General features: G+C 60.9%; 27 protein-coding genes, 1 tRNA gene and 1 pseudogene. 11 read left to right on the forward strand and 18 right to left on the reverse strand.

Annotated elements, in window-relative coordinates; translation table 11 throughout:
* Nucleotides 1–81: 81 nt before the first annotated feature.
* The 5 genes from EFD56_RS14485 to gatB all read right to left on the reverse strand — a co-directional run bounded on the left by EFD56_RS14485 (nucleotide 82) and on the right by gatB (nucleotide 3,622).
* On the reverse strand, nucleotides 82–522 hold the full coding sequence (locus tag EFD56_RS14485) for a DUF2155 domain-containing protein (protein WP_004671254.1): 441 nt from the start codon (nucleotides 520–522) through the stop codon (nucleotides 82–84).
* Nucleotides 523–635: 113 nt separating this feature from the next.
* A complete protein-coding gene (locus EFD56_RS14490) occupies nucleotides 636–1,034 on the reverse strand; it encodes an NADH:ubiquinone oxidoreductase subunit NDUFA12 (RefSeq protein ID WP_004671258.1) in 399 nt (132 codons plus the stop codon).
* A gap of 102 nt (nucleotides 1,035–1,136) precedes the next feature.
* Nucleotides 1,137–1,610 carry a GNAT family N-acetyltransferase gene (locus tag EFD56_RS14495; protein WP_126905592.1) on the reverse strand — a complete coding sequence of 158 codons (474 nt, stop codon included), beginning with the start codon at nucleotides 1,608–1,610 and terminating at the stop codon, nucleotides 1,137–1,139.
* Nucleotides 1,611–1,613: 3 nt separating this feature from the next.
* Nucleotides 1,614–2,117 (reverse strand): GNAT family N-acetyltransferase, encoded by a 504-nt coding sequence (locus tag EFD56_RS14500; RefSeq protein WP_012483631.1) that lies wholly within the window; start codon nucleotides 2,115–2,117, stop codon nucleotides 1,614–1,616.
* 2 nt (nucleotides 2,118–2,119) lie between these two features.
* Complete coding sequence (gene gatB / locus EFD56_RS14505; RefSeq protein WP_012483630.1) at nucleotides 2,120–3,622, reverse strand: Asp-tRNA(Asn)/Glu-tRNA(Gln) amidotransferase subunit GatB; 1,503 nt, start codon at nucleotides 3,620–3,622, stop codon at nucleotides 2,120–2,122.
* A gap of 143 nt (nucleotides 3,623–3,765) precedes the next feature.
* Here gatB and EFD56_RS14510 point away from each other — a divergent pair, with 143 nt between their 5' ends.
* Nucleotides 3,766–4,077: a DUF1294 domain-containing protein gene (locus EFD56_RS14510; protein ID WP_064821917.1), complete on the forward strand. Its 312-nt coding sequence runs from the start codon at nucleotides 3,766–3,768 to the stop codon at nucleotides 4,075–4,077.
* A gap of 4 nt (nucleotides 4,078–4,081) precedes the next feature.
* Here the strand turns inward: EFD56_RS14510 and EFD56_RS14515 are convergent, their stop codons facing one another.
* Complete coding sequence (locus EFD56_RS14515; protein ID WP_126905593.1) at nucleotides 4,082–4,588, reverse strand: GNAT family N-acetyltransferase; 507 nt, start codon at nucleotides 4,586–4,588, stop codon at nucleotides 4,082–4,084.
* A 298-nt stretch (nucleotides 4,589–4,886) separates the two neighbouring features.
* Here EFD56_RS14515 and EFD56_RS14520 point away from each other — a divergent pair, with 298 nt between their 5' ends.
* Nucleotides 4,887–5,144, forward strand: coding sequence for a YjhX family toxin (locus EFD56_RS14520; protein WP_004671262.1), 258 nt, complete (start codon nucleotides 4,887–4,889; stop codon nucleotides 5,142–5,144).
* A 50-nt stretch (nucleotides 5,145–5,194) separates the two neighbouring features.
* Here the strand turns inward: EFD56_RS14520 and EFD56_RS14525 are convergent, their stop codons facing one another.
* From EFD56_RS14525 to EFD56_RS14545, 4 genes are all read right to left on the reverse strand, one after another.
* Nucleotides 5,195–5,470 (reverse strand): hypothetical protein, encoded by a 276-nt coding sequence (locus EFD56_RS14525; protein WP_126905594.1) that lies wholly within the window; start codon nucleotides 5,468–5,470, stop codon nucleotides 5,195–5,197.
* A 107-nt stretch (nucleotides 5,471–5,577) separates the two neighbouring features.
* Nucleotides 5,578–7,059 carry an Asp-tRNA(Asn)/Glu-tRNA(Gln) amidotransferase subunit GatA gene (gene gatA / locus EFD56_RS14535; protein ID WP_064831001.1) on the reverse strand — a complete coding sequence of 494 codons (1,482 nt, stop codon included), beginning with the start codon at nucleotides 7,057–7,059 and terminating at the stop codon, nucleotides 5,578–5,580.
* 59 nt (nucleotides 7,060–7,118) lie between these two features.
* Nucleotides 7,119–7,406 carry an Asp-tRNA(Asn)/Glu-tRNA(Gln) amidotransferase subunit GatC gene (gatC, locus tag EFD56_RS14540; protein ID WP_064825188.1) on the reverse strand — a complete coding sequence of 96 codons (288 nt, stop codon included), beginning with the start codon at nucleotides 7,404–7,406 and terminating at the stop codon, nucleotides 7,119–7,121.
* Between the two features lie 69 nt (nucleotides 7,407–7,475).
* On the reverse strand, nucleotides 7,476–8,180 hold the full coding sequence (locus tag EFD56_RS14545; protein WP_126905595.1) for a metal-dependent hydrolase: 705 nt from the start codon (nucleotides 8,178–8,180) through the stop codon (nucleotides 7,476–7,478).
* Nucleotides 8,181–8,296: 116 nt separating this feature from the next.
* Here EFD56_RS14545 and ruvX point away from each other — a divergent pair, with 116 nt between their 5' ends.
* Nucleotides 8,297–8,791, forward strand: a complete 495-nt coding sequence (gene ruvX, locus EFD56_RS14550; protein WP_037138415.1) for a Holliday junction resolvase RuvX — start codon at nucleotides 8,297–8,299, stop codon at nucleotides 8,789–8,791.
* Here the strand turns inward: ruvX and EFD56_RS14555 are convergent.
* The 3 genes from EFD56_RS14555 to EFD56_RS14560 all read right to left on the reverse strand — a co-directional run bounded on the left by EFD56_RS14555 (nucleotide 8,728) and on the right by EFD56_RS14560 (nucleotide 10,020).
* On the reverse strand, nucleotides 8,728–9,060 hold the full coding sequence (locus tag EFD56_RS14555; protein WP_012483622.1) for a DUF6105 family protein: 333 nt from the start codon (nucleotides 9,058–9,060) through the stop codon (nucleotides 8,728–8,730). The genes ruvX and EFD56_RS14555 overlap by 64 nt on opposite strands.
* Nucleotides 9,057–9,230 carry a hypothetical protein gene (locus tag EFD56_RS32615; protein WP_164736829.1) on the reverse strand — a complete coding sequence of 58 codons (174 nt, stop codon included), beginning with the start codon at nucleotides 9,228–9,230 and terminating at the stop codon, nucleotides 9,057–9,059. The genes EFD56_RS14555 and EFD56_RS32615 overlap by 4 nt, the downstream gene beginning before the upstream one ends.
* A gap of 130 nt (nucleotides 9,231–9,360) precedes the next feature.
* Complete coding sequence (locus EFD56_RS14560) at nucleotides 9,361–10,020, reverse strand: TetR/AcrR family transcriptional regulator (RefSeq protein ID WP_126905596.1); 660 nt, start codon at nucleotides 10,018–10,020, stop codon at nucleotides 9,361–9,363.
* A 236-nt stretch (nucleotides 10,021–10,256) separates the two neighbouring features.
* Here EFD56_RS14560 and map point away from each other — a divergent pair, with 236 nt between their 5' ends.
* From map to EFD56_RS14595, 7 genes and pseudogenes are all read left to right on the forward strand, one after another.
* Nucleotides 10,257–11,093 (forward strand): type I methionyl aminopeptidase, encoded by an 837-nt coding sequence (gene map, locus EFD56_RS14565; RefSeq protein WP_004673840.1) that lies wholly within the window; start codon nucleotides 10,257–10,259, stop codon nucleotides 11,091–11,093.
* A 7-nt stretch (nucleotides 11,094–11,100) separates the two neighbouring features.
* Nucleotides 11,101–11,925 carry a RadC family protein gene (radC, locus tag EFD56_RS14570; protein ID WP_126905597.1) on the forward strand — a complete coding sequence of 275 codons (825 nt, stop codon included), beginning with the start codon at nucleotides 11,101–11,103 and terminating at the stop codon, nucleotides 11,923–11,925.
* 101 nt (nucleotides 11,926–12,026) lie between these two features.
* Nucleotides 12,027–13,214: an alpha-hydroxy acid oxidase gene (locus EFD56_RS14575; RefSeq protein ID WP_126905598.1), complete on the forward strand. Its 1,188-nt coding sequence runs from the start codon at nucleotides 12,027–12,029 to the stop codon at nucleotides 13,212–13,214.
* Nucleotides 13,215–13,221: 7 nt separating this feature from the next.
* Nucleotides 13,222–13,365, forward strand: a pseudogene (locus EFD56_RS14580) (JAB domain-containing protein); the annotation flags it as partial.
* Nucleotides 13,366–13,463: 98 nt separating this feature from the next.
* Nucleotides 13,464–14,870 carry a Si-specific NAD(P)(+) transhydrogenase gene (gene sthA / locus EFD56_RS14585; protein ID WP_064818089.1) on the forward strand — a complete coding sequence of 469 codons (1,407 nt, stop codon included), beginning with the start codon at nucleotides 13,464–13,466 and terminating at the stop codon, nucleotides 14,868–14,870.
* Nucleotides 14,871–15,029: 159 nt separating this feature from the next.
* The gene (locus EFD56_RS14590; protein WP_126905599.1) at nucleotides 15,030–15,833 is read left to right on the forward strand and encodes an endonuclease/exonuclease/phosphatase family protein; all 804 of its coding nucleotides are present in this window, start codon (nucleotides 15,030–15,032) and stop codon (nucleotides 15,831–15,833) included.
* A gap of 157 nt (nucleotides 15,834–15,990) precedes the next feature.
* Entirely contained in the window at nucleotides 15,991–17,766 is a 1,776-nt protein-coding gene (locus EFD56_RS14595) for a B12-binding domain-containing radical SAM protein (RefSeq protein ID WP_126905600.1), read from the forward strand.
* 93 nt (nucleotides 17,767–17,859) lie between these two features.
* Here EFD56_RS14595 and EFD56_RS14600 read toward each other — a convergent pair whose 3' ends face one another.
* The 5 genes from EFD56_RS14600 to EFD56_RS14620 all read right to left on the reverse strand — a co-directional run bounded on the left by EFD56_RS14600 (nucleotide 17,860) and on the right by EFD56_RS14620 (nucleotide 22,055).
* Nucleotides 17,860–18,282 carry a nuclear transport factor 2 family protein gene (locus EFD56_RS14600; RefSeq protein ID WP_126905601.1) on the reverse strand — a complete coding sequence of 141 codons (423 nt, stop codon included), beginning with the start codon at nucleotides 18,280–18,282 and terminating at the stop codon, nucleotides 17,860–17,862.
* A 154-nt stretch (nucleotides 18,283–18,436) separates the two neighbouring features.
* Nucleotides 18,437–19,924, reverse strand: coding sequence for a trigger factor (gene tig, locus EFD56_RS14605; RefSeq protein WP_126905602.1), 1,488 nt, complete (start codon nucleotides 19,922–19,924; stop codon nucleotides 18,437–18,439).
* 203 nt (nucleotides 19,925–20,127) lie between these two features.
* Nucleotides 20,128–20,212 (reverse strand) — tRNA-Leu (locus EFD56_RS14610).
* 152 nt (nucleotides 20,213–20,364) lie between these two features.
* Nucleotides 20,365–20,955: a GDYXXLXY domain-containing protein gene (locus EFD56_RS14615; RefSeq protein WP_126905603.1), complete on the reverse strand. Its 591-nt coding sequence runs from the start codon at nucleotides 20,953–20,955 to the stop codon at nucleotides 20,365–20,367.
* Nucleotides 20,952–22,055 carry a DUF2157 domain-containing protein gene (locus EFD56_RS14620; RefSeq protein WP_126905604.1) on the reverse strand — a complete coding sequence of 368 codons (1,104 nt, stop codon included), beginning with the start codon at nucleotides 22,053–22,055 and terminating at the stop codon, nucleotides 20,952–20,954. Before EFD56_RS14620 ends, EFD56_RS14615 begins: the two co-directional genes overlap by 4 nt.
* Nucleotides 22,056–22,954: 899 nt before the next feature.
* Here EFD56_RS14620 and EFD56_RS14625 point away from each other — a divergent pair.
* Nucleotides 22,955–23,101 carry a DUF1127 domain-containing protein gene (locus tag EFD56_RS14625; RefSeq protein WP_004678838.1) on the forward strand — a complete coding sequence of 49 codons (147 nt, stop codon included), beginning with the start codon at nucleotides 22,955–22,957 and terminating at the stop codon, nucleotides 23,099–23,101.
* Nucleotides 23,102–23,237: the final 136 nt, after the last annotated feature.

The following is a 23,237-nucleotide window of genomic DNA, read 5'->3' on the forward strand; positions in this document are numbered from 1 at the left end:
CAAACGCATCAAAGAGTTGCCCCGTCCCTCGCGCGTCTCAAACAGGCGCGCGGACGCTGCGGTTCTGTCGCCGGGAACGTGTTAACGCGCGGTCGCCTTGGTGCCGTCAGGCGCCGGGACGTCGGAGCTGGTCTTGCAGTCCTTCAGCCAGACGTCATAGATCGGGTGCTCGACGGCATTGAGACCGGGGCTGGCGGCAAACATCCAGCCGGTGAAGATGCGGCGGATCTTGCGGTCGAGGGTGATCTCGTCGACCTCGACAAAACCGTCGATCTTCTGTGCTTCCGCCTGATCGCGCGAATAACAGGCCTTCGGTGTCACCTGGAGTGCGCCGAACTGCACCGTCTCGTTGACATAGACGTCGAAGGTGGTGATGCGGCCAGTAATCTTGTCGAGGCCGGAGAAGACGGCAACCGGATTTTCGATCCGTGCGGCATTTGCCGCAACTGGCGGAAGCAGAGCCGAGAGCGCCAGCAGCGATCCGGCGGCACGCAGGACCATGTTCCGCGTGAAGAGCTTCATGTACCCGTCTCCAGATAATTTTTCAGTTTCATCCGCGGTCAAGCGCGGCCAACCTGCGGGTAAAGGGCAATTGTGGCCAAAAGCCGGGCTTGAGGATCGCCCGGTCAGCCGTCTCAGTTGCCGGGCGTCCAGGCGTCGTAATCGCCGGTGACGCGCGGACGCTCGCCGGGAACCGCAAGAGAACCCGGCGGGCGGTAAGCCTGTGGCGATCCGGTGAGGTTGGGGCGATGCGTCTTCTGCCATTCCTTGGCGACGTAATTTTCCTTGGACGGAGGAACATCGGTGCGATGGTGCATCCAGCCGTGCCAGCCCGGCGGAATGGCGGAGGCTTCGGCATAACCCTTGTAGATCACCCAGCGCTTCGGCAGACCGTAGGAGGACATGCCGCCTTCATAATAGACGTTGCCGAATTCATCCTCGCCGACGCGCTTGCCGAAACGCCAGGTCGCAAAACGCGTGCCCATCGTCTGACTGTTCCACCAGGTGAAGGTCTGAACCAGAAGATTCCACATGTCTTTTCCTTGTGCCCGCCGGTGCGGACCAAACCAGAATTCGTTTTCTCGCTTATGCCGTCGTCAAGCCGAATTGTCCAGCGATTCCACGACAGCCGAGGGTCATTTCAAGACCATCTTGAAGCCCAGATGCGAAGGCTTGAAGCCAAGCCTTTCATAGAAACGATGGGCGTCCTTGCGTATCGCATTCGAGGTCAATTGCACAAGGCGCACGCCGCGGCCTTTTGCCTCGGCGATGGCGAATTCGATCATCCGGGCGCCGATCCCCTGCCCGCGCATATCGGAGCGCGTCTGCACCGCCTCGATGATCATCGCCGAAGAGCCGCGGCCGGTCAGTGAGGTCGTCATCATCGTCTGGAACGTGCCGACCACCTCGCCGCTAACCTCCGCAACGTAAAGCATCTGGTTCGGCGAAGTCTCGATCGCTGTGAAAGCCCTGGCATAATCGGCAAAGGCCTCAGGATCCGTCGTATCGCCGTGACCGCCGAGCGCATCGGCGGCAAAGATTGCCACCAGGGCCCGCAGATCGTCCTTCCGCGCCTGACGAACGAGAATATCAGGCACCTCGACCTGCATGGCTCAGTGGCCCTCGATCGGTTTTTCGAAAATCAGTGCCGGAATGCCGGATTGCCCGGGCCCGCTATACTCGTTGCGGCCGACCTCGATGAAGCCGTGCGCCTGGTAGAAGGCAATCGCAGCCGCGTTTTGCGGCTCGACTTCGAGACGCATGATTTCGGCATCGGGAAAGCAGGTTTCGAGCTCGGCGAAGATGTCGCGGCCGATGCCCTGGCGCTGCAGCGCCGGGCTGACATAGAGGAGGTGCAGCATGACCGTTTTCGTCAATGCCTGCGACATTGCCGCATAACCCACGCCGCCGATCTTACGGCCGTCGTCGGCAACGAGGAATTCGGCATCCTTGCGCACCAGGCGCGCCTTCAGCGCCGCCGGCGTAAAGAGATGGGCGATCAACTCATCGACCTTGGTCTTGCCGTGCAGATCGTCATAGGTGGCGTGAAAGCTCTCCACCAGAAGCGCGCGGACCTTCTCCAGGTCGCGCTCGCCGGCGGTGCGGACGAAGTACACGGCTATTCCTCGATGCCGAGCTTCGCCTTAACGAGCGCCTGGACGGCCTGCGGATTGGCTTTGCCGCCGGTCGCCTTCATCACCTGGCCGACGAACCATGCGGCCATGGTCGGCTTTGCCTTGACCTTTTCCACCTGATCGGGATTGGCGGCGATAATCTCGTCGACTGCCTTTTCGATCGCGCCGGTATCGGTCACCTGCTTCATGCCGCGCGATTCGACGATCTCGGCGGGATCGCCGCCTTCGGTCAGCACGATCTCGAAGAGGTCCTTGGCGATCTTGCCCGAAATGGTTCCCGCCTTGATAAGGTCGATGATGGCGCCGAGCTGGGCCGGCGAGACCGGCGTCTGCTCGATGTCCTTGCCGGTGCGGTTCAGCGCGCCGAGCAGGTCGTTGATCACCCAGTTCGCCGCCGTCTTGCCGTCGCGGCCCGCGGCCACAGCCTCGAAATAGTCGGCGATCGCCTTTTCGGAGACGAGCACGGAGGCGTCGTAGACCGACAGACCGAGCTCGCGCACGAAGCGTTCCTTCTTATCGTCCGGCAGTTCCGGCAGATCGGCCGCCAGCGCCGTGACGAAGGCATCGTCGAACTCGAGCGGCAGCAGGTCCGGATCGGGGAAATAGCGATAGTCGTGCGCATCCTCCTTGGAGCGCATCGAACGCGTCTCGCCCTTGTTCGGGTCGAAGAGCCGCGTCTCCTGCTCGATCGTGCCGCCATCTTCCAGGATGCCAATCTGGCGGCGGGCTTCATATTCGATCGCCTGACCGATGAAGCGGATGGAGTTGACGTTCTTGATCTCGCAGCGCGTGCCGAAAGCCTCGCCCGGGCGGCGGACGGAGACGTTGACGTCGGCGCGCATCGAGCCCTCGTCCATGTTGCCGTCGCAAGTGCCGAGATAACGCACGATCGAACGCAGCTTGGTCATATAGGCCTTGGCTTCGTCGGATGAACGCATATCGGGCTTGGAGACAATTTCCATCAGTGCCACGCCGGATCGGTTCAGATCGACATAGGACATGGTCGCATGCTGGTCGTGCATCGACTTGCCGGCATCCTGTTCCAGGTGCAGGCGCTCGATGCCGATCTCAATATCCTCGAACTGGCCCTGGCGGTCCGGCCCGAGCGAGATGACGATCTTGCCCTCGCCGACGATCGGATCCTTGAACTGCGAGATCTGATAGCCCTGCGGCAGGTCGGGATAGAAATAGTTCTTGCGGTCGAAGAGCGAGCGCTTGTTGATCTGAGCCTTGAGGCCGAGACCGGTGCGGACCGCCTGCTTGACGCATTCCTCGTTGATGACGGGCAGCATGCCGGGCATGGCGGCATCGACGAGCGACACGTTCGAATTCTGCGGCTTGCCGAATTCCGTCGAGGCACCGGAGAAGAGCTTCGAATTCGACAGCACCTGGGCATGGACTTCCATGCCGACGATGACTTCCCAGTCGCCGGTGGCGCCGGGGATGAAGCGTTTCGGATCAGGCGTGCGGACGTCGACAAGGGTCATCTGATACTCTTTGCAGGCTGTTCTTTTCCACCGGTGAGGTAAAGGAAATGGCGTGCCGGTGCAAGGCTTTCGCCATAAGCGCAGTATGGTTCGGCGGCCCCGGCGATATTTGGGAGTTAACCGGGACACGATAGAGTTGCCGGATGACGATGACCGATATCATCAAAATGGCCGCATTGTTTCTGGCGCTGAACCTCTTGGTCTTTTGGGTCTATTTCCTGGACAAGCAGGCGGCACGCGACGGCCGGTGGCGCATAAGCGAGCGCACTCTTCTGCTGCTTGCGCTGGTCGGCGGCAGCCTCGGCGCCGTGGCGGCACAGCAGTTGTTGCGGCACAAGACGCGAAAGGAACCGTTCCGTTCGATCCTAACGGGAATCCTGGTCACGCACGGCGCATTGGCTGCGGTGCTGATCTTATCGCCGCAATGGCGCCTGTACCTTCTCCAGAGCCTTTGAAACCTCAGAATTCCTGTCCGTATCCGCGGCCGTCGGAGACGAGCTGCTTCGTCAGCCCGACGGAGGGCACGTCGCGGTCGAGCTTCGGATTATAGGCGACCGAGAGCCAGTGGATGCTGTAGCCGTGTTTTTGAAAGAAGCCGATCGCCTCGGCGTTGCCGGAATGTGTCTGCATCGTCGCCTTGTCGAAGCCCTGTTCGGCAATCTCCTTTTCGATGCGCCCGAGAAGCGCCGAACCGAGCCCCTGGCCGGTGAAGACGGGGTCGATCCAGAAATCCGAGATGATCTCATCCAGGCCTTCGCGCGCCGCCCAGCCGGCAACCTGGCCGTTCTGTTCGACGACGGTGATGGTCAGCCAATCATTTTCCACGAAGTTGCGAAAGGCGCTGCGCGCTGCGTCGATCATCGCGTGCGATTCGCCGATCGACGCCATCGCCTTTTGCCAGGCCCTCAGCCCGATCTCACTCAACAGTTCCGCTTCCCCGTCGCGGGCATTGCGAATGTGGATCAACGACACCTCCGCGTTACTCCGCAACTAGACCATTGAGTCGGGAAATATTCCAGTGCCCGCAGCGGGACGATGGTTGGAAACTGCGGTTTTCGACCGGTTTGATCGGCGATCACGATCTTGACCGCCTTTTGCGCGCGAAATAAGAAGCTCTTTATGTTGAGCCAGTCACAGACCCGGTAAAGGCCCTGCCCGCAAGTCCGCTTGCGCGCATGGGCCCGAAAAAACGAAGCCCTGACGTTCGAAGGAACGCCAGATCGTTTTTGTGCGCCCTGCCGGGCGCTATACCGGATCTCAACATATGGATATTTCCCGCACGGAGCAGCGCATCCTGCATCTCATGGCCCAAGGCGGCCGCATCGAAATTTCCCGCGACGACGACAGGAAAATCGAGAACGTCAGTTGTTTCACCCGAGACGGCTGGCTCTATCCCGGCGTCGACCTCGATCTCTTCCGCAGGCTGAAGCGGCTAAAGGCGATCAAATCGTCAGGCGGCCAGCCCTACCGGATCACCGAACGAGGGCTGACGTTGGTCAGATCACAGCTAGACAACAGATAATCGGGCAATCTACCTGATCGCGCCTCAACCGGCGCGGTCAGGGCTCGGCCTTAAACCTTCGGGGACAATACCGCTCGCATCGCCGCCCATTCGTCGGCCATCGTACGCGTGCCGCGCGTCTTGCCGGCGCGGCGATACCAGTAATCGGCATTCCAGTCGTCGCCTTCGATGCGATGGCAGAGAGCATGGCCCCAATCGAACGGCTGTTCGCCTTCGTGGCGCTGACAAATATCATGAACCGCCTGCCAATCCGCGCCCATGGAGAAACTGCCGGCAGCAAGACGATCGATTGCCTCGATCAATCGCGCAAGATCATTGATCGCCATAAGACCTCCTCCGCTGTTCGGCTATCGATCAGCCAAGCATGCGGCAAAACCAACAATGCCAATCATTTCGTGGTCGGCGTCGGCGATCTTTCGCATCGTTAGGACCGTTACCACCACTTGGCCGGCGTAAATTTTCCGGCGGCCTGTTCGATGACGTAAGCGGTCTTAAAGAGGGTTTCCTCGTCGAAGGGTTTGCCGATCAGCTGCAGGCCGAGCGGCAGGCCTTTGTGGTCGAGGCCGGCGGGCACGGCGATGCCGGGCAGGCCGGCCATGTTGACCGTCACCGTAAAGATGTCGTTCAGATACATCTTCACCGGATCGGCGGCGAGGTCCTCGTCGGCGACGCCGAAGGCAGAGGATGGGGTGGCCGGGGTCAGGATGGCATCGACGCCGGCGTCGAAGGCGAGTTCGAAATCGCGCTTGATCAGCGTGCGGACCTTCTGGGCGCGGATGTAGTAGGCATCGTAGTAGCCGGCCGACAGCACATAGGTGCCGATCATGATGCGGCGCTTGACTTCCTGGCCGAAGCCGGCGGCGCGCGTCTTCTCGTACATGTCGACGATATCCTTGCCGTCGACGCGCAGGCCGTAACGCACGCCGTCGTAGCGCGCCAGATTCGAAGATGCCTCGGCGGGGGCAACGATGTAATAGGCAGGAAGCGCATATTTGGTGTGCGGCAGCGAGATATCGACGATCTCGGCGCCGGCATCCTTCAGCCAGGCAATGCCCTGGCGCCACAGGCTCTCGATCTCCTCAGGCATGCCGTCGACGCGATATTCGTTCGGGATGCCGATCTTCATGCCCTTCAGCGACTGGCCGAGGGCGGCCTCGTAGTCCGGCACGGGCAGATCGACTGAGGTCGTGTCCTTGGAGTCGACGCTTGCCATCGACTTCAAAAGGATGGCGGCATCGCGCACATCGCGGGCGATCGGACCGGCCTGATCGAGCGAAGAGGCGAAAGCCACGGTGCCCCAGCGCGAGCAGCGGCCATAGGTAGGCTTGATGCCGACGGTGCCGGTGAAGGCGGCGGGCTGGCGGATCGAGCCGCCGGTATCGGTCGCGGTGGCGCCGGCGCAAAGATGCGCGGCGACGGCCGCGGCCGAGCCGCCGGAGGAGCCGCCCGGAACGAGCTGCTGGTTGGAGCCCTCAGCCCGCCAGGGATTGATCACCGGGCCGTAGTAGGAGGTCTCGTTGGACGAGCCCATGGCGAATTCGTCCATGTTCAGCTTGCCGAGCATGACGGCGCCGTCGTCCCAGAGGTTCTGCGTGACGGTTGATTCATAACGCGGCTCGAAGCCGTCGAGGATATGGCTGCAGGCCTGGGTGTGGACACCGACGGTGGCGAAGAGATCCTTGATGCCGAGCGGAATACCTTCCAGCTCGCCGGCCGTGCCGGCGGCGATGCGCTCGTCCGATTTCCTGGCCATAACGCGGGCCAGATCGGGCGTGACCTTCACATAGGCGTTCAGCCGCTCATTGGCCGCATCGATCGCCGCGATATAAGCGTCGGTGAGTTCGATTGCGGTGATTTCCTTGGCGCGCAGCTTGCGGCGGGCTTCGGCAATGGTCAGGCTGGTGAGTTCGCTCATCGTGTTTTCGCTTCAGATCTTTAATAAGGCAACAGAGTCGGAAAGAGGCTTTCGACGCCCTATTCGACGACTTTCGGCACCAGGAAGAAATTATGGTCGGTGACAGGCGCGTTGGCGACGATATCGGCCGCCTTGTTGCCATCGGTCACCGCATCGGCCCGCTTCTTCATCGCCATCGGAGTGACCGACGTCATCGCCTCGACGCCGTCGACATTGACTTCGGAGAGCTGCTCGACGAAGCCCAGGATACCGTTCAGCTCGCCGACCATGCGATTTGCCTCATCCTCGGAGACGGCAATACGGGCAAGTTTGGCGACACGCTTCACGGTGGCAAGATCGACGGACATGGCATTCTCCGAATAGGATTTTTCCTACCCGCTATAAAGGCCATGTCCGCCCGGTGCAACGGGGTTTCGTCAGATCGTCAGGCTCTCGGCAGGCTTCAGCGCCTTCACCTGCGTCTTCGATCCCTCCATGCCGTCGATGAACTTATCGGCGGTCTGATCGATGATCGGGAAGGTGCCGAAATGGCAGGGGATGGCGGTCTTGAAGCTGAAATAACGCTGGCAGGCGAGTGCCGCCACCGCGCCGCCCATGGTGAAGCGGTTGCCGACCGGGACGAAACCGATATCGGGTTGGTGCAGTTCGTTGATCAGCCCCATGTCGGAGAAGATGTCGGTGTCGCCCATGGCGAAGATCGAGGCCTCATCGTCGAAATGCAACATCAGGCCGTTGGCGTTGCCGAGCGCATGCGAGACGCCGTCCTCAGTGATCTGGGCGGAGGAATGCAGCGCATTGGTGAAGGTCGCCGAGAAGCCGCCGAGTGTGATCGTGCCGCCGGTATTGCCCATCTCGATCCTGTCGACGCCCTTGGAACCCAGCCAGGCGGCGAGATCGGCATTGGCGAGAACGACGGCGCCGGTTTCCTTGGCGAGGGCGATCGTATCGCCGACATGGTCGCCGTGCCCGTGCGTCAGCAGGATATGGGTGATGCCTGAAGAAACATCCTTGATGTCCTGGCCGGCAAAGGAAGCGTTATGATTGAGGAATGGGTCGAGCAGGATCTTCGCCTTGCCGGTTTCGATGCGAAAGGCGGAATGGCCGAGCCAGGTGATCTTCATAAAATCTCTCCCTTATTCGATGATGCAAAAGCCTATTTGGATGGTATGGACATATCTCATGCGCGGGCGAAGAAAAGCCGCGGCGACTTCAATTTCTTTTGACGGGATGAAATGGAATGACTGTGCTGACCATCGAGGAAATGGCCGCGACCCTCGCCCCCGGGCAGGCAATCGCCGGCCTCGATCTCGGCACCAAGACGATCGGGCTTTCGATGTCCGATCTCGGACGGCGTTTCGCCACGCCGCGACCGGTGATCCGCCGTGCCAAATTCACCATCGATGCGCAGGCGCTGCTGGATTTCGCGGCAAAGGAAAAGGTCGCTGGTTTCGTGATCGGACTGCCGATGAACATGGACGGATCGGCAGGCCCACGCGTGCAGGCGACGCGCGCCTTCGTGCGCAATATGGAGCAGAAAACGGCGCTGCCCTTCGTCTATTGGGATGAGCGGCTGTCGACAGTCGCCGCCGAACGGACGCTGCTCGAAATGGACGTCTCGCGGGCCAAACGCGCCGAACGGATCGATTCGGCGGCGGCCAGCTTCATCCTTCAGGGCGCGCTCGACAGGCTTTCCTTGCTGGCAAGGTCTGATGGAGATGAATTCAGCGCCTGACGCGCCTGCCACCAAGCCATGATCGGCTTGCGCTTCCTGAAGCCAAGGATAGCGAAGACGACGAGACTGTCGACGGCGATTGCCCGGGCAACGAGCGGCGGGATGGCCTCCGGCGGCATGCCGAGCGCCTCGCCGTAGATCTGGAACGTCAGGTCATGGATCTGGCGCGTCAGCATCAGGAAGCCGAAATTGATGTCGTAATAGGAGAGCCAGTACCATCCGCCCAGAAAGACGATGGGGCCGGCCCAGAAGATCAGAAACCACCTCATGCGGCCTCTCCTCTTTGCTTGCGCACGACGGGCAGATCGAGCGAGACCACCCAGGTCGACAATGCCATGGTGCAAAGCACCAGCGTCGGAATGGCGATATCCAGCGCCAGGACTGCGAAGAACATTATTGCCGTCACCAGGAACACGGCCCTGGCGATCTTGCTTCCCATGGACGTCAACTCGGGACTCTCACTCGTACCATCTCTGCTGATGGCACAGTGTCGGCTTAACCCGCCCCACGCAACGTAAACCATTTGTTAAGGTTAACGCCGGACCCGCCTCCTGTGGATAACGCGAATGTCAGCCATAGACGCCGCGCACGAGACGCTTCAGTGCCGTCGCCGCCTTCTCCCAATCCTTTGATGTCTTCAGTGAAAGGCCAGCGCACTGGCCGCCGGCCGCCCCTGCAAGCACCAGGTGTTGGATCGCTGCGATGACGACCGCGTTGACGGCGGTCGCGTCCACGCCCTTCGGCGGCGCCAGCGAACCGCGCATGCGATCCAGCCAGAGGGCGAGCGCTTTCGAACGTGCCTCGGACAGCCGCCTCACCTGCTCGGTATTTTCCGAGACCTCCCAGGCAAGGATGCGACGCATTAGCGGATCGTTTCTCAAGGCGTCGAGCAGAAGCAGCGCCAGCCGCTCCATCAGATCGCCGTAAGTGAGCAGGAACATGCCGCCGGCATCTTCCGGAATGCGATCCCTCACCCATGTGCCGAGATCGGCGCCGATCGCCTCGACCAGACCGTCAAGACCGCCATAATAGCGATAGATCAGCTGCTTGTCGCACCCGGCGCGGCGGGCGACCGCATTGATGCCGAAATTCTGGAAGCCTTCCTCCGCCAGCAGGCCCTTGGCGGCGGCAAGGATGGCGCGCTCGGTGGCGCCGCGATCGCGCACGCGTCGCTCCGGCTCGCCACCGGCTCCGGGCGAACTATCAAGATTTACCGCTTCATTCAGCATGACCGACCCTTCCCCGCTGTCACCAATCGGTGAGTAGCGGGGAGACTTTCTCCAATCAATCCTATCCCTTTGGGAAGATTGTGGATATTTCGGTCGGCACGATTAATTCGGCGGGCAATGGCTGCGGAAGGCGGCCAAATCCCTTCAGAAATCTTGCCCCGACAGTTGATCGCGATGGACGAACCCGTCATAGCTGCATTATGAACAAAGCTAATATTCTCCGCTAAGGCCCTGCAATGGTGAACTATATCGAAGCCTCTTCCGCGCCGCCGAAGAATACCGGCGCCATCCGGCTTTACGACACGCAAGCATTCGACGGCATGCGCAAGGCATGCCAGCTGACCGCCCGCTGCCTCGATGCGCTGGCCGATATCGTCAAGCCGGGCCTGCTGACTGACGAGATCGACCGGTTCGTCTTCGATTTCGGCATGGACCACGGCGCCTATCCGGCGACGCTGAACTATCGCGGCTATACCAAGTCGACCTGCACCTCGATCAATCATGTGGTCTGCCACGGCATCCCGAACGACAAGCCGCTGCGCGAAGGCGATATCGTCAATATCGACGTCACCTTCGTGCTCGATGGCTGGCATGGCGATTCCAGCCGGATGTATCCCGTCGGCACGGTCAAGCGGGCCGCCGAGCGACTGCTCGAAGTAACCTATGAATCACTGATGCGCGGCATTGCCGCGGTCAGGCCCGGCGCCCGCACCGGCGCGATCGGCGAAGCGATCCAGACCTATGCGGAGGCCGAGCGCTGTTCGGTGGTGCGCGATTTCTGCGGCCATGGCGTCGGCCGGCTGTTCCATGATTCGCCGAATATCCTGCATTACGGCCGCGCCAATGAGGGGCCGGAACTGCGCGAGGGCATGATCTTCACCATTGAGCCGATGATCAATCTCGGCCGGCCGCATGTGAAGGTGCTGGCTGACGGCTGGACGGCGGTGACCCGCGACCGCTCGCTTTCGGCGCAATACGAACATACGGTCGGCGTCACCGCCGACGGCTGCGAAATCTTCACGCTGTCACCTGCCGGGCTCGATCGGCCCGGACTGCCGTCGCTTGCCAGGTAACGAGCCGATGGCGAAGGGGCCTGCTGCGACATCTTCCGACGACGAGCTGCCTTTCGCGACTGAAGAGCCGGTTGCCGACGAACGTTCGTTCTTCGGCGGCCGGCCGCAAAACCCAACTGCGCCGAATGCCCGGACCGCCCTGCACGCCTCACTCTCCACACCGGAACATTACCACGGTCACCGCGAGCGGCTGCGTGACCGCTTTCGCGAACAGGGCGACACGGCGCTTGCCGACTACGAAATCCTCGAGCTTCTGCTTTTCCGCCTGATCCCGCGGCGCGACACCAAACCGATCGCCAAGGCACTGATTGAACGGTTCGGCTCGCTTTCCGGCGTTTTTGGCGCGCCGGCGGCGCTGCTGACCGAGGTCAAGGGCGTTGGCGAGAATGTAGCCCTCGACCTGAAACTGATCTCGACGGTGGCCCACCGGACGCTGAAAAGCGAGATCAGAAGCAAGCAGGTGCTGTCCTCCTGGTCCTCGGTCATTCAATACTGCCACGCCGCCATGGCGCACGAGACCCGCGAACAATTCCGCATCCTCTTCCTCGACAAGCGCAATGTGCTGATCGCCGACGAGGTGCAGGGCCGTGGCACGGTCGACCATACGCCGGTCTATCCGCGCGAAGTGGTCAAGCGCGCGCTCGAGCTTTCGGCAACGGCGATCATCCTCGTCCACAACCACCCGTCCGGCGACCCGACGCCCTCACGCGCCGACATCGACATGACGAAGGTGATCATCGAGGCGGCCAAGGCCCTCGACATCACCATCCACGACCACATCATCATCGGCAAGGACGGCCATGTCAGCCTGAAGGGGCTGAAGCTGATCTGATAAGCAAGGCCGCAGTTGACAGCAGTCGGTGGTGCGCGATTGTATGCAATCAGCCCCCAATCGCTGAACAATGCCCGCCGGGGACCGAGAAGATAAAGCTCATGACGATCCGCAGCGGTAATACTGATCGATCGACCCGGCTCTGCCGCGACGTGCTCTGCCTCGACGACTTCGAAATCAAGGCGCGGCGACATCTGCCGAAGCCGCTGTTCGGTTATATCGCCGGGGCAACCGAGACCAACGCGTCGCTGCGGCATAACGCAGAGGCCTTCCAGGCCTATGCCTTCCGGCCACGTGTGCTTCGGGACGTCTCGACGCGCAGCACCACAACGAGCCTCTTCGGCAAGACGCATGCCGTACCGTTCGGCATCGCACCGATGGGGATCAGCGCGCTGATGGCCTATCGGGGGGACATCGTGCTCGCGCAAGGCGCGGACCAATCGGGAATCCCGATGATCATCAGCGGTTCGTCACTCATCCCCCTGGAAGAGATCGCTGCGGCCTCCCCGCAGGCATGGTTTCAGGCCTATTTGCCCGGCGAACCCGATCGTATCGATGCTCTGATCGATCGCGTCGCGGCGGCCGGCATCGACACGCTTCTGCTGACCGTGGACACGGCGACGCTGCCCAACCGTGAAAACAATGTCAGGGCCGGGTTTTCGACGCCTCTGCGTCCCGGTCTGCGCTTGGCATGGCAGGGTATCTCGCACCCGCGCTGGACCACCGGCACATTCCTGCGCACGATCGCCCGGCACGGAATTCCGCATTTTGAAAATTCCTACGCCACAAGAGGCGCGCCGATCATCTCCTCGAACGTCACGCGCGATTTCGGCAAGCGTGACCATCTCAACTGGAGCCATTTGGAACGGATACGCAAGCGGTGGTCAGGCAAGCTCGTCGTCAAGGGGATCATGCATCCCGAGGACGCGGCACGGGCTGCCGATACCGGGGCGGATGGAGTGATCGTCTCCAATCATGGCGGGCGCCAGCTCGACGGCACCGCATCTCCCCTTCAGGTCCTTCCGGAGATTGCGGCACGTGTCGGAGATAGCATTGCCGTCATGGTCGACGGCGGCATCCGGCGTGGAACTGATATCATGAAGGCATTGGCGCTCGGCGCCTGTTTCGTGTTCGTGGGCAGGCCGTTCCTTTATGCGGCGGCAGTCGCAGGGCTACCGGGTGTACTTAGGGCGGCGGATATCCTGAAGACGGAACTCTATAGCAATATGGCGTTGCTCGGCGTTACGAGAGTGGGCGATATTTCCGCGGACTACATCACCCGCGCATGAACAATCGTCGCGCACGGACATCGATATGACGAAGGTGATCATCGACGCCGCGAAGGCCCTTGATATCATCGTCCATGACCAGATCATCATCGGCAAGAACGGCCATGTCGGCCTAAAGGGGCTGACGCTGATAGAACACAGATCCGGCTGAATCGGCGTCGTAAAACAATCTGTAACATTGACCGGCTACCGATAGAGGAGCGACATTTTTGTCGCAAAATGATTCCATTTCCAATCCGAGGCTAGAGGATGTTTCAGTACGATCTCGTTGTGGTGGGTAGCGGTCCCGCAGGGCGCCGCGGCGCGATCCAGGCTGCAAAGCTCGGCAAGAAAGTGCTCGTCATCGAGCAGGGCAAGCGTGTCGGCGGCGTGTCCGTTCATACCGGCACCATTCCCTCGAAGACGCTGCGCGAGACGGCGCTCAATCTTTCCGGCTGGCGCGAACGCGGTTTTTATGGGCGATCCTACCGCGTCAAGCAGGAAATCAGCGCCGAAGACCTTCGCCGTCGCCTGCTGATTACGCTCAACCATGAAGTGGAAGTGCTCGAGCATCAGTTCGCCCGCAATCGCGTGCACCATATGCGCGGCAAGGCGAGCTTCGTCGACGCATCGACGCTGCAGGTCGTCAAGGATGACGGCGAGATCACCCAGGTCAGCGCCGCCAGCGTGCTGCTTGCCGTCGGCACCAAGCCGTTCCGCCCGGATTACATGCCCTTCGACGGCAAGACGGTTCTCGACAGCGACGAACTGCTCGACATCCAGGAATTGCCGCGCTCGATGATCGTCATCGGCGCCGGCGTCATCGGCATCGAATATGCGACGATCTTTAGCGCCCTCGACACCGCCGTCACCGTCATCGACCCGAAGGCAACAATGCTCGACTTCATCGACAAGGAAATCGTCGAGGATTTTACCTATCAGCTGCGCGACCGCAACATGAAGCTGCTGCTCGGCCAGAAGGCCGACAGGGTCGAGACGCTCGAAAACGGCAAGGTCGAGCTGACGCTCGACAGCGGCCGTCGCCTGACCACCGATATGGTGCTTTTCGCCGCCGGCCGCATGGGGGCGACCGACACGCTGAACCTGGAGGCGATTGGCCTGGAGGCGGACAGCCGCGGCCGCCTGAAAGTCAATCCCGAGACGTTCCAGACATCGGTTGCCAACGTCTATGCCGCCGGCGACGTCGTCGGCTTCCCGAGCCTCGCCTCGACCTCGATGGAACAGGGCCGCATCGCCGCGCGCGTGGCGATCGGCGCAGTCGCCAAGGAGCCGCAGAAATATTTCCCTTACGGCATCTATGCCGTGCCGGAGATTTCGACCTGCGGCCTGACCGAAGAGGAAATGAAGGAGCGCGGCATTCCTTATGAATGTGGTATTGCCCGCTTCCGCGAGACCTCGCGCGGCCACATCATGGGCCTTGATACCGGGCTTTTGAAGCTGATCTTCTCGCTGAAGACGCGCCGCCTGCTCGGCGTGCATATCGTCGGCGAAGGCGCCACCGAGCTGGTGCATATCGGCCAGGCAGTGCTCAATCTCAAAGGCACGGTCGAATATTTCGTCGAAAACACCTTCAACTATCCCACACTCGCCGAAGCCTACAAGATTGCCGGCCTCGACGCCTGGAACCGGATGGGCGACATCAAGTCGGAACTCTAAAGCATGTCGCGCAAAAGTGTGCAGCGGTTTTGCGGCAACGACATACGAGAAAACAAAGACCTAGAGCGCAAGGAGCGAATCTGAAAGATCGCGACGCGCTTTAGGGCCCGCAGCAGTGCCGGCGTTTGAATCCGGCTGCCAAAACGGAGCCAAAGGACATTGCGGATCATTTCGCTGAACGCATGGGGCGGCAGGCTGCACGAGGCCCTGATCGCCTATGTCAGGCAGGCCGATCCCGACGTGCTGTGCCTGCAGGAGGTGCTACGGGCGCCGGGTGCGGCCCCGGGATGGGCGATCTATCGTGATGCGAAGGCGGAACTGCCGCAGCGCCCCAATCTCTTCGAAGAAATCAGCGCCGCCCTGCCCGGCCATGACGGTTTCTTCTGCCCGACATCGAGAGGTGAACTCTTCGACGGCGACACCACCATCGCTGCCGCATTCGGATTGGCGACCTTCGTGCGCAAATCATATTCCGTCATCGCCCAGGGGCTGGATTTTGTGCATGGCCATTATTCCTGCGATGGCTGGGGGCAACATCCGCGGCCGCGGAATGCCCATTGCATCCGCCTTTTCAGCCACCGGCATGCTTCCAGCGTGACGATCGCCCACATGCACGGCTTGCGGGACCCTGCGGGCAAGGGCGATACGCCGGCGCGCGAAGAGCAGGCTTCGGCGCTGGTCGGTCTCATCGAACGGGTCTGGCCCGGCGACGAAGGGCTGGTGGTCTGCGGCGATTTCAACGTGCTCCCCGGCAGTACGACCTTTGAGATCCTTGCCCGATTAGGCCTTTCCGACCTCGTCACCGCAAATGGCCTTGTGGACACGAGAACCTCCTACTATCTGAAGGAGGGCCGCTTTGCCGACTACATGCTGGTCACGCCGGAGGTGAAGGTTGCCAGGTTCGAGGTGGTCGAGGCGCCCGAGGTCTCCGACCACCGCGCATTGCTGCTCGATATCATGTAGTATATTGAGGATTGTGCGTCGCACGAAACTGGTTGCATGCAGCGACGCTATGCCTTCGCTTTTATATCTCCATACGACATCGATACGCCGTGCCTGATTTTCGCCTTCAGATCCGCATTGCCTCCGGGCAACGGTTTTTAGAGAAAGATAGATACTCTTGTCCCATGTCTTGGAGCCAGCGCACAGGCGTTTTCAGCTCATCCTGATCAAGCCGTCGCATTACGACGACGATGGTTACGTCATCCGCTGGTGGCGGGCGATGATCCCGTCCAATTCGCTCGCGGCTCTCTACGGCATCGCCGCCGAATGCGCCGAGCGCCAGGTGCTCGGGCCCGATACCGCGATCGACATCACCGTGATCGACGAGACCAATACGCGCATCGATTTTCCTCGCCTGCTCGCCCAGTTCAAGCGTCACGGTAATTTCGGGATGGTCGCGCTGGTCGGCGTCCAGTCGAACCAATATCCGCGCGCGCTCGATATCGCCCGCCCCTTCCGCAATGCCGGCCTGCCGGTTTCGATGGGCGGCTTCCACGTGTCCGGCTGCCTCTCGATGCTCGACGGCCAGGCGGTCGGGCTCGACGCCTGCCGCGACATGGGCATCTCGATGTTCGCCGGCGAGGCCGAGGGCCGGCTGGAGATGGTGCTGCGCGACGCTGCCAGCGGCGCGCTGAAGCCGCTCTATAATTTCATGAACGACCTTCCGGGCATCGGCGGCACGCCGGTGCCCTTCCTGCCGAAGGATAATATCCAGCGCACGCTCGGCCTCAGCACCAGCTTCGATGCCGGGCGCGGCTGTCCCTATCAGTGCTCATTCTGCACCATTATCAACGTGCAGGGGCGCAAGTCGCGCTTCCGCTCGGCCGACGATGTCGAAAAGCTGGTGCGGATGAACTGGGCGCAGGGCATCCATAAATTCTTCATTACCGACGATAATTTTGCCCGCAACAAGGATTGGGAGGCGATCTTCGATCGGCTGATCGAGCTCAAGGAGCGGGACGGCATTCCGCTCGGCCTGATGATCCAGGTCGACACGCTCTGCCACAAGATCCCGAACTTCATCGAAAAATCCCGGCGCGCCGGCGTCACCCGCGTCTTCATCGGCCTCGAAAACGTCAATCCTGATAATCTGACCGCCGCCAAGAAGAACCAGAACAAGATCACCGAATACCGCAAGATGCTGCTCGCCTGGAAGGCGCAGGGCATCATGACGCTGGCCGGTTATATCTTGGGCTTCCCCGCCGACACGCCGGAATCGATCCGCCGCGATATCGCGATCATTCAGGAAGAGCTGCCGCTCGACGTGATCGAATTCTTCATCCTGACACCGCTGCCAGGTTCCGAGGACCATCAGGTCCTGTGGAAGAAGGGCGTCGAGATGGACGGCGATCTCAACATTTACGATGTCGAGCACGTCTGCACTGCGCACCCCAAGATGAGCAAGCAGCAGTGGGAAGACATCTACCACGAGGCATGGTCGGTCTATTATTCGCCGGATCACATGAAGACGCTGCTGCGGCGTGCCGTGGCGACCGGCGTGCCGCTGGCAAGGCTCGTCAAGGTTCTCGTGTCCTTTGCCACCACTGTGCCGCTCGAAAACGTGCATCCGCTGCAAAGCGGCCTTCTGCGCCTGAAGACGCCATCGGAGCGACGCCCCGAACTGCCGCGCGAAAATCCGCTGCTCTTCTGGCCGCGCTTTGCCTGGGAAACGTTCAGCAAACATGCTTCTCTCGCCGGCACGATCATCGGCCTGACGATTTCGGCCTTCCTGATTTCGCGGGACGCCAAGTCGAAGGCCTATATGGATCAGGCTCTGACGCCGGTCGCCGACGACGAGGAAGAGACTCTCAGCCTGTTCACCAAGACATCGGGCGGAACCGCAGCCGTCAGCCATGTCAGGAAAGTCGCGCAACTGACACGGGGCGCGAATTGAGCTGCAATTCACGCAACGGCGGCTGAGGCCTTCGAACGGAAATGATGGACGCCATCACAGTCGAAGCCGGTTGGCTCCGACTGTGACTTCCGTTTAGGCGATCTGGATGATCTGGCTCGTCTCGGCCACTTGCAGCGTGTCGACGAATTCGACGATCTTGACCGGCTTCCCATCCCTGAAATGAATCTTGTCGACGTATTCCGTGTAGAAGCTCACCCCCGATGGGATGTGCCTGACCTCGCCTTCGCGATGGGCGAAGACAATATGCTCGTCCTCGTCCACATAGATGCCGGTTGTGTTGACATTGGATAGATCCCACACAGTGATGAGCTGCGCTATCACTTGGCGAAAAGCCTGCCCGCCCACTTCAGTCGAAAGAGGCGACAACCGTGTATTGCCGGCCATCCGGAAGGTACAATCATCGCCGATCAGCGCCAGCGTACCCTCGATATCGCCGCGACCGCGCACAGCATAGATTTCCTCCACCAGTTTCTTCATGTCGTGTTTTTCGGTCATATTCAGGTTCCTCCCACCACCAGCAAATCTGCATCGGATTATACTTCATTTCAACTATTTGTTGTTGCAGATGAACGATGAACCGCCGGATGGCCGAAAAAGAAAAGGCCCCGCGCGATGGCGGGGCCTTTCAAACGTCTGAACCGGGAAGCGATTATTCGGCGCTTTCGTCGGCAGCCTTCTTCTTCGGAGCAGCCTTTTTCTTCGGAGCGGCAGCTTCCTCGCCTTCGCCAGCCTCGGCGGCTTCGGCCTTGGCAGCAGCCTTCTTCTTCGGAGCGGCCTTCTTGCTCTCGGCCTTGGCTTCGCCTTCTTCCTCGGCGAGCAGCTCTTCCTTCGTTACCTTCTTGTCGGTGACGTCGATTTCGGTCAGCAGGTGATCGATGACCTTCTCTTCGAAGATCGGCGCGCGGATCGAAGCGGCGGCACCCGGCTGGCTGCGGAAGAATTCGAGGATCTGCTTTTCCTGGCCGGGATACTGGCGCAGCTGATCGTAGATGGCGCGCTGCATTTCGTCTTCGGTCACTTCGACACCGGCCTTTTCGCCGATTTCGGAGAGAACGAGACCGAGGCGGACGCGACGCTCTGCGAGCGTCTTGTATTCCTCACGGGCCTTCTCTTCGGTGGTATCTTCGTCCTCGAAGGTCTTGCCGGACTGGGCGAGGTCGTTGTTCACCTGGCTCCAGATGCCGTTGTATTCGGCGTCGACGAGCGAAGCCGGGGTCTCGAACTTGTACATCTCGTCGAGCTGGTCGAGGATCTGACGCTTCAGCTTCTGGCGGGTCAGCGAGCCGTACTGCGATTCGATCTGGCCGCGGACGATCTCCTTCAGGCGATCGGCGGATTCGATGCCGAGCTTGGAGGCGAGTTCGTCGTTGATTTCGACAGCGCCGGGGGCTGCGACATCCTTGACCGTGATGTCGAAGGTCGCTTCCTTGCCGGCGAGGTTCTTGGCCGGGTAGTCAGCCGGGAAGGTGACGGTGATGGTCTTCTCTTCGCCGGCCTTGACGCCGACGAGCTGGTCTTCGAAGCCGGGGATGAAGCGGCCGGAACCGATCACCAGCTCGGCGCCCTGGTCGGTGCCGCCTTCGAAGGCTTCACCGTCGACCTTGCCGACATAATCCATGGTGACGCGGTCGCCGTTGGCGGCCTTGCCGGTCTTGCTCTCGTAGGAACGGGCGCTTTCGGCAACCTTCAGGACCTGCTCGGTGACTTCGTCATCCGAGATGTCGATGACTTCGCGCGTGACCTTGATGCCCTTGACGGACTTCAGTTCGATCGGCGGCAGCACTTCATAGGAAAGCGTGAATTCGAAATCCTGCTGCGCGGAGAGGATCTTGTCGGCTTCATCCTTGTCTTCCGTCATGGCGATTTCCGGCTGCGTGGCCGACTTTTCGCCGCGGCTGGACAGGATGGCGGTCGGCTGTTCGCGGACGATCTCGTTGACGAGCTCAGCCATGATCGACTTGCCATAGACCTTCTTCAGGTGAGCTGCGGGGACCTTGCCCGGACGGAAGCCGTTGATGCGGATCTTGTCCTTCACATCGGCAAGACGCTCATTCATCTTGTCTTCCATGTCCTTGGCCGGGATAACGACCTTGATTTCGCGCTTCAGCCCTTCAGCGAGCGTTTCGATAACCTGCATGTCTTCCTACCTTCATGTCGTGGCGGCCGTGCCCAGACGCCGTTCGTTTCCTTGAGCACGACGCCGGCTGCGTGCCGCGCGTGGCTTTTCCCAATTCCTGTATCATTCCGCCAAAAGGGGAACGGCACTCACTTCCGAGTATTCGGAACAACCTTCGGTCATTCGGGGACAACCAAGTTCTTAGTCTCCCCCTGCAAACAGCCTGGTGCGGGTAGAGAGACTTGAACTCCCACGCCTTGCGGCACCAGAACCTAAATCTGGCGTGTCTACCAATTTCACCATACCCGCGTCCACAGAACCGCATGCCTATGCCTGCGCATGAGGCCTTCCGGAGCGCGGCGTCTCTATATCACCCGATTTGGTCGAGGCAAAGGAAAAATGAACGGCAAATGACAGGGATTTGCGGCCTAAAAGCGCCCCTGCCCCGAAGGCTTGCGGGATCAGTAAAGCGGTTCGTCGTAAACCGGCTTGCCATCGACGAGCAGGCTGCGGATCTGCGCGCTTCCATCAGGCGAGACGCGCACCGCGATGGCGACGTTGCCGTCATTGCGGGCCTCCTCCAGCGGTTTACCCTGACCTTCGGGGACGTAATAACGCTCGATGCCGTATTCGACGCGGATGCTGTCGCCCGCAGCCAGTCCGCCACTATAGAATGGCTGGCTACGCAGGATCACCGTCTCCGGCTGCGGCGGCAGCGTGTCGAAGGACGATTCGGTCACCGTCCAGAAACCGTCCGCCTGCTTTTTCAACCGGACCCACAGCGTGCGCTCGCCGGGTTCGGCCGGAATGCCGCCGGAAACCGTCTGCACCGGCACGGTGGAAATGTCGTAGTTGAGGACGACATAATCGCCGCGCAGGAAATCGCGCGGATCGACCGGGGCCGTCTTCAGCAGCACGTCGGCGCCATTGCCGAGAATCGACGCACGGCTCTGGATGATCGTGCCGAGGATTATGGTCTGCAGGCCGGCGACGATGACCGCCGAAAGCAGGTAGCCCTTGCCGGACTGCAGCCTTGCCATCAACGAACTCATGCGCGCGCCTCCCGTGCATTTGCGGAAAAGCGCCGCTCGAGACGGATGACGATCCAGGCGACCAGCGCGACCACGAGACCGGAAAACAGGAAAAGGCTCGACGTGCCGAGGATCGAACCGACGGTGACGGAAGCGAGATAGAGCATCTCCGCGGCAAAAGTCGTATAGGCGAGGTAACGCACGGCGCCATTGTTCCTGCCGTGCAGCGCGATCGCCAGCACGGCGGCGGCAAGTGTCGCCAGACCGAGCACGACCAGGCGCCATCCCTGCTCGATCTCGATATGCAGGAGCAGGAAGCCGATTGCAGCGACGAGGAAGCTGTAGAAAGCCGGGGCCGCGCCGGCACTCCTGACCAGAGGCGCGATACGGGGATGCGGCAACGCCGACAGCACGACGCCCGCCATGCCGCCGACGGCGAAGGCGAGCGCCACCGCCATCTCCTCATAAAGCGTGTAGAGCCATGCAAGCCAGCCGATCAGCAGCAAATAGGCGAGATGACGCGCTCGCGCCGCGTCGGTGTAGCGCACCAACGCAATGACAATCACCGCCATGACCGGCGCCATCCAGGGATCAAGCCCGATCCAATGCGTATCATGGTTCTCGAGGTAAACGGCGAAGGAGGCCCAGGAGAGAAAGCCTGCAACGACCACCACCGCGCCCGAACGGAAGAGGATCGCCGAGACCGTCGCGATGGCGAACCAGAGATACATCACCGTCTGCTCGTCGCCGGAGAGATGATACAACTGCCCGACCAGCGAAATGGCGCCGCCAAAGCTCATCGCGCCGATGACCAGCAGGCCGCTTGCGGCGGCGGCCGCACCGCGGGCAAGCATCAGGGCGGCGGCAATATGCACCGCCCAGATCAGAGCGAGGATGGCGCCGACGCGAACGAGGCGCGGAATGGCCTCCCAATTGGAGGCGACGACTAGCAGAACGGCCGCAGCAAGCAGCACCGCCGCCAGCGCCATCAGCACCCGGCCGAGGCTGAAGCTGGCCGGGCGACTGTCATATTCGGCGAGAAGCGCGCCGGCCGTTTCCTCTCCAAGCAGACCCTTGCCCACCCAGAGCGAGAGATCCCGCTCCAATCTGCCGCGATACATGCTTCCACCCCTCAGTTCCGCGACGCTCGCTCCGGCGCTGCGGCTTCCGACATTTATAGACGCAGCAGACGGCTTCGCAAACGCCTCAGGGCTAAATATGCGAATTCCTCACTGGTCTAATTTGGGTCAGATGTTAACCGGGCGCTAACGTCGAAACTGCTAGTATGAGCATATGATTGAACAGCTATGCGCATATCGCATAGCAATTATGTATTTATTGCACTGCAAAAAATCAATTAGTCATACTATTTACCGAGGTATCGAAGCACGGGGATGGCGCCCCTGCCCGGCACTGCCGGACGCCCGCGGATTGTTTGTCCGTGACGAGATTCGCAGCCGCGCACTCCTCCTCCCAAGCGCGCTGCGATGGACTGGCAACACTCCTCCTCCCAGTTGCCAGTCACTATAATGCGCCCGCCGGATCCTCCCCCGGCGGGCGTTTTATTTGATGACAATATAATACGCAAGTTCAAGTGGTTAGCACATGCTGGGCGGGCTGCGCCGTGCCACCGGAAAAGCAAGGTCCACCGGATTTTTCTTCACCTCAAACCGCAGCGCCGCGTTCGTGATCGCGCCGCTTTGCGGGGCCATCGCAACGATTGACAGCTTGTCCAACCGGCGACCAACCGCCTGTCCAGCGCATAACCCGCCAGAGGCTGGGGTATTTCCTCATCGCAACCTCTCGCCGCTTCAAAGGTCGAGTATTCCCTCAACTCACTTTGCCTATTCGTTGGCCAGACTGCGGTAAGATTGTGGAAAGCATTGCATACGTCGCATAGGTGACCTGAAAACTTGGCTGTTTTCCTTCTTCGCACCGCAACATATATTCCGGTCATCAAATAGAGGTCAGCGCCGATGGGTGGCTGCTGGCAGATCAAACCCTCGGAAAGGGGCTTAACATGAACATCACTCGCTCTTTCAACAACTGGCGCAAGTATCGTCAGACGGTCACCGAACTCGGCCGCATGACCAACCGCGAATTGCATGACCTCGGAATCGACCGTTCGGACATCCATCGCGTCGCCCGCGAAGCTTCTTCGCGTTAATTCAAAGGTTTCTGCTTCCTCCCAAGCAGATCCGCCCAAGCTTAAAACGCCCGCTGTACCGCAGCGGGCGTTTTCGTTTACGGCGATTGCCGGCCGTCGCGGTTGCAGGATCTTCCCGGTTCCTTGGCCCGCTCAA

Origin of the sequence: Rhizobium phaseoli, from assembly GCF_003985125.1 — a bacterium.
In the GTDB taxonomy this organism is placed as follows: domain Bacteria; phylum Pseudomonadota; class Alphaproteobacteria; order Rhizobiales; family Rhizobiaceae; genus Rhizobium; species Rhizobium phaseoli.

Excerpts from the sequence above, each read along its gene's own strand:
- EFD56_RS14485 (WP_004671254.1), bottom strand. The coding sequence starts at position 522 with ATGAAGCTCTTCACGCGGAACATGGTCCTGCGTGCCGCCGGATCGCTG.
- EFD56_RS14490 (WP_004671258.1), bottom strand. The coding sequence starts at position 1,034 with ATGTGGAATCTTCTGGTTCAGACCTTCACCTGGTGGAACAGTCAGACG.
- EFD56_RS14495 (WP_126905592.1), bottom strand. The coding sequence starts at position 1,610 with ATGCAGGTCGAGGTGCCTGATATTCTCGTTCGTCAGGCGCGGAAGGAC.
- gatB (WP_012483630.1), bottom strand. The coding sequence starts at position 3,622 with ATGACCCTTGTCGACGTCCGCACGCCTGATCCGAAACGCTTCATCCCC.
- EFD56_RS14510 (WP_064821917.1), top strand. The coding sequence starts at position 3,766 with ATGACGATGACCGATATCATCAAAATGGCCGCATTGTTTCTGGCGCTG.
- EFD56_RS14520 (WP_004671262.1), top strand. The coding sequence starts at position 4,887 with ATGGATATTTCCCGCACGGAGCAGCGCATCCTGCATCTCATGGCCCAA.
- EFD56_RS14525 (WP_126905594.1), bottom strand. The coding sequence starts at position 5,470 with ATGGCGATCAATGATCTTGCGCGATTGATCGAGGCAATCGATCGTCTT.
- gatA (WP_064831001.1), bottom strand. The coding sequence starts at position 7,059 with ATGAGCGAACTCACCAGCCTGACCATTGCCGAAGCCCGCCGCAAGCTG.
- gatC (WP_064825188.1), bottom strand. The coding sequence starts at position 7,406 with ATGTCCGTCGATCTTGCCACCGTGAAGCGTGTCGCCAAACTTGCCCGT.
- EFD56_RS14545 (WP_126905595.1), bottom strand. The coding sequence starts at position 8,180 with ATGAAGATCACCTGGCTCGGCCATTCCGCCTTTCGCATCGAAACCGGC.
- ruvX (WP_037138415.1), top strand. The coding sequence starts at position 8,297 with ATGACTGTGCTGACCATCGAGGAAATGGCCGCGACCCTCGCCCCCGGG.
- EFD56_RS14555 (WP_012483622.1), bottom strand. The coding sequence starts at position 9,060 with ATGAGGTGGTTTCTGATCTTCTGGGCCGGCCCCATCGTCTTTCTGGGC.
- EFD56_RS32615 (WP_164736829.1), bottom strand. The coding sequence starts at position 9,230 with ATGGGAAGCAAGATCGCCAGGGCCGTGTTCCTGGTGACGGCAATAATG.
- EFD56_RS14560 (WP_126905596.1), bottom strand. The coding sequence starts at position 10,020 with ATGCTGAATGAAGCGGTAAATCTTGATAGTTCGCCCGGAGCCGGTGGC.
- map (WP_004673840.1), top strand. The coding sequence starts at position 10,257 with ATGGTGAACTATATCGAAGCCTCTTCCGCGCCGCCGAAGAATACCGGC.
- radC (WP_126905597.1), top strand. The coding sequence starts at position 11,101 with ATGGCGAAGGGGCCTGCTGCGACATCTTCCGACGACGAGCTGCCTTTC.
- EFD56_RS14575 (WP_126905598.1), top strand. The coding sequence starts at position 12,027 with ATGACGATCCGCAGCGGTAATACTGATCGATCGACCCGGCTCTGCCGC.
- sthA (WP_064818089.1), top strand. The coding sequence starts at position 13,464 with ATGTTTCAGTACGATCTCGTTGTGGTGGGTAGCGGTCCCGCAGGGCGC.
- EFD56_RS14600 (WP_126905601.1), bottom strand. The coding sequence starts at position 18,282 with ATGACCGAAAAACACGACATGAAGAAACTGGTGGAGGAAATCTATGCT.
- tig (WP_126905602.1), bottom strand. The coding sequence starts at position 19,924 with ATGCAGGTTATCGAAACGCTCGCTGAAGGGCTGAAGCGCGAAATCAAG.
- EFD56_RS14615 (WP_126905603.1), bottom strand. The coding sequence starts at position 20,955 with ATGAGTTCGTTGATGGCAAGGCTGCAGTCCGGCAAGGGCTACCTGCTT.
- EFD56_RS14620 (WP_126905604.1), bottom strand. The coding sequence starts at position 22,055 with ATGTATCGCGGCAGATTGGAGCGGGATCTCTCGCTCTGGGTGGGCAAG.
- EFD56_RS14625 (WP_004678838.1), top strand. The coding sequence starts at position 22,955 with ATGAACATCACTCGCTCTTTCAACAACTGGCGCAAGTATCGTCAGACG.